Here is a 2,983-nt window from a genome sequence, read left to right as displayed (position 1 = left end):
CTTTTCCTACTCGTCGATGACGACGCCCGCGCAGGTATTCGACTATAACATGCGCACCCGCGAGCGGGTGCTGCTGAAGACCCAGGAAGTGCCGTCCGGCCATGATGCGGACCATTATGTCACGCGGCGGCTGATGGCGCCGGCCAGCGATGGCGAACTGGTGCCGATCTCGCTTTTGCATCATCGCGACACGCCGCTGGACGGATCCGCACCTTGCCTGCTTTACGGCTACGGCTCCTATGGCATCACCGTGCCGGCCGCCTTCAACACCAACTGGTTCTCGCTGGTCGACCGCGGCTTTGTCTTCGCCATTGCTCACGTTCGCGGCGGCAAGGACAAGGGCTATGGCTGGTACGATGACGGCAAGCGGGAGAACAAGATGAACACGTTCACCGATTTCATCGCCGTCGCGCGCCATCTGGTCACGGAGCGTTACACGGCGCATGACCGTATCGTCGCGCAAGGCGGTTCGGCCGGCGGCATGCTGATGGGTGCCGTCGCCAACATGGCGCCGGATTGTTTTGGCGGCGTCGTCGCCGAGGTTCCCTTCGTCGATGTGCTCACCACCATGCTCGATGCGACCCTGCCACTGACGCCGCCGGAATGGCCCGAATGGGGCAACCCAATCGCGTCCGCCGACGACTATCGGACGATCGCTGCCTATTCGCCCTATGACAATGTCTCTGATCACGACTATCCGCCGATCCTGGCGCTGGCCGGTCTCACCGATCCGCGCGTCACCTATTGGGAACCGGCCAAATGGGTGGCCCGGCTGCGCGACCGCAAGAGCGGCGACAATCCGGTTCTGTTCAAGATCAACATGGATTCCGGCCATGCCGGCGCTTCCGGCCGGTTTTCGCGGCTGGAAGAGATCGCCTACACCTATTCCTTCGCGCTGAAAGTGATGGGCAAGGCGCAGCTTACGGGAGCAACCAACAAATGATCGACCTGACCACTCTGATCGCCTACATCGCGGTCGTGCTCGGCTTCGTCTTCATTCCAGGCCCCGCCACCCTGCTGACGATCGCCCGGGCAACGAGTTCCGGAACCAAGGTCGGCATCGCGACGGGCGCCGGGATCGCTGCCGGCGACGTCTTTCATACCGTCATGGCCATGATCGGCATCTCGGCGATCATCGCCGCGTCGGCGACGCTGTTCAGCGTCATCAAGTACATCGGCGCGGCCTACCTGGTTTATCTCGGCATTCGCGCGATCATCGAGAAAACACCGGCCAACCCGGCGGCCGGTGCGCTCGCGATCTCCGCCGGCAAGGCGTTTCGACAGGCTGTCCTGACCGAAGTGCTCAACCCCAAGACCGCTCTGTTCTTCCTCGCTTTTCTGCCTCAGTTCGTGCGGCCTGAAAACGGATCGGTGATGCTTCAGATGACCGCGTTGGGGGTCATCTTCGTCATACTGGGCCTTTTCAGCACGGTCGTCTTTGCCGTGAGCGCTGGCCGGCTCGGCACGTTCCTGCGCCGAAATCCGTCGGTGTTACGATTGCAGGGCAAAGTTGTCGGCGGCATCTACTGCGCTCTGGGCGTCCGTCTGGCGCTGCAGCAACGCTGACTCTGGACGATAATCGACGCACCCTTTCCAGAGGGCTGGGTGTCAGGACTTTTTGAAGCTCCCGTCGCTCATTTTCACTCGCAATTGCGACGACCGCGCGCTACCCAGTGCGCGGCTTTTCCGGCCTGACAGCCTCCAATCGCGTAAAGGTTCATTATGCTGCTCGTCGACGTCTATCTCGACAAATCACCCATCCAGGGAATCGGCGTCTTTGCCAAGAACCACATTCCTCGCGGTACTCTGATCTGGAAGTTAGACCCAAGGTTCGATCGGCTCATCGAGGTCGAGACTTATGAGCGGGCGGCCGGCCCGGTGAAGAGCTATCTCGACCGCTACTCCTATCCTGACCGCCGCGATCCGAACTACATCGTCTTCGAAGCCGACGACGCGCGCTACATGAACCATGCCGACGAGCCTAATTGCGACGTCTCCTCACCCGAGGAGAGTTTTGCGCTGCGCGACATCGCGCCTGGCGAAGAGTTGACCTGCAACTACAACCATTTCTTCGAAACGGGCTTCGATTTTCTCGGTGACCGCCACCTGTCATCCGCAGACTCGATCTAGACTAGTTCGCCCTCTTGCGGGCCGGATAGCCGTTTGGATGCGCGGGTATCGCCTTGAGATAGGCGGCGATGGCAGCACGGTCCTGCGGCGCCAGCTCGGCCATGTTTCGCTGCACGTCGACCATGGCGCCGCCGACGGAATCAAAATCGGGCGTGAAGCCGGTTTCGAGGTAGTTGACGATGTCGGCTTCCGACCAATCGCCTATACCGCCCTCGCCCGATGTGATGTTCGGCACGACGCCGCTGCCTTCGGCAGCCACCGCACCGGCCAGCCACACGTTCTTTTTCGTACCACCTGCGAGGTCGCGCGGCGTGTGGCATTCGCCGCAATGGCCCGGCCCCTCGACCAGATAGCGGCCGGCCATGACCGGATCGGGCGTGCCAGCGGGAAATGGAACGACCGGCTGGTCGCTAAGATAGAGCAATTTCCACAGGCCGATGCCGCGACGAATGTTGAAGGGAAAACCGAGCGAATTTGCAGGCGCCTTGCCAGCGACGGCCGGCAGCGTCTTGAGGAAGGCATAGAGATCGCCAATGTCGGCCGGATTCATGCGCGCGTAGGACGCATAGGGAAACGCCGGATAGAAGTGTCGGCCCGAAGGCGACACGCCCTTCAGCATGGCATTGGCGAGGTCCTCGACCGACCATGCGCCGATGCCGTCCTTGGCGTCTTGCGAAATGTTGGGCGGCACGAAGGTTCCGAAGGGCGTCTTGAGCTCGAGACCGCCCACGAGTTGAAGCCGCGCATCGCCCTGTGAGCCCGGCTTTGCATGGCAGGATGTACAACCGCCGGCATAAAAAATGCGCTTGCCCCTGGCTGCGTCGCCAGGACCGAGCTTGGCCAGGGTCTCCCT

The 2,983-nt window shown here is 61.8% G+C and carries 4 protein-coding genes; 3 read left to right on the top strand and 1 reads right to left on the bottom strand.

Annotation, left to right across the window (positions count from 1 at the left end; translation table 11 throughout):
- The 3 genes from EN914_RS30210 to EN914_RS30200 all read left to right on the top strand — a co-directional run.
- On the top strand, positions 1–943 hold a 943-nt coding region (locus tag EN914_RS30210), incomplete at its 5' end, for a prolyl oligopeptidase family serine peptidase (protein WP_164779015.1).
- Entirely contained in the window at positions 940–1,566 is a 627-nt protein-coding gene (locus tag EN914_RS30205) for a LysE family translocator (protein ID WP_024505543.1), read from the top strand. The genes EN914_RS30210 and EN914_RS30205, both read left to right, overlap by 4 nt.
- Before the next feature lie 156 nt (positions 1,567–1,722).
- Positions 1,723–2,130, top strand: coding sequence for an SET domain-containing protein (locus tag EN914_RS30200; RefSeq protein ID WP_013532664.1), 408 nt, complete (start codon positions 1,723–1,725; stop codon positions 2,128–2,130).
- Position 2,131: 1 nt separating this feature from the next.
- On the opposite strand, the gene EN914_RS30195 is transcribed toward EN914_RS30200, so the two are convergent.
- Positions 2,132–2,983, bottom strand: an 852-nt coding sequence (locus EN914_RS30195) for a cytochrome c (RefSeq protein ID WP_127389471.1), incomplete at its 5' end; no start/stop codon positions are given.

The organism is Mesorhizobium sp. M7A.F.Ca.CA.001.08.2.1 (assembly GCF_003998455.1).
GTDB lineage: Bacteria > Pseudomonadota > Alphaproteobacteria > Rhizobiales > Rhizobiaceae > Mesorhizobium > Mesorhizobium ciceri.
Note: the sequence above shows the minus strand (reverse complement) of the source record. Positions and strands in the feature narration are given on the sequence as shown.

Excerpts from the sequence above, each read along its gene's own strand:
- EN914_RS30200 (WP_013532664.1), top strand. The coding sequence starts at position 1,723 with ATGCTGCTCGTCGACGTCTATCTCGACAAATCACCCATCCAGGGAATC.
- EN914_RS30205 (WP_024505543.1), top strand. The coding sequence starts at position 940 with ATGATCGACCTGACCACTCTGATCGCCTACATCGCGGTCGTGCTCGGC.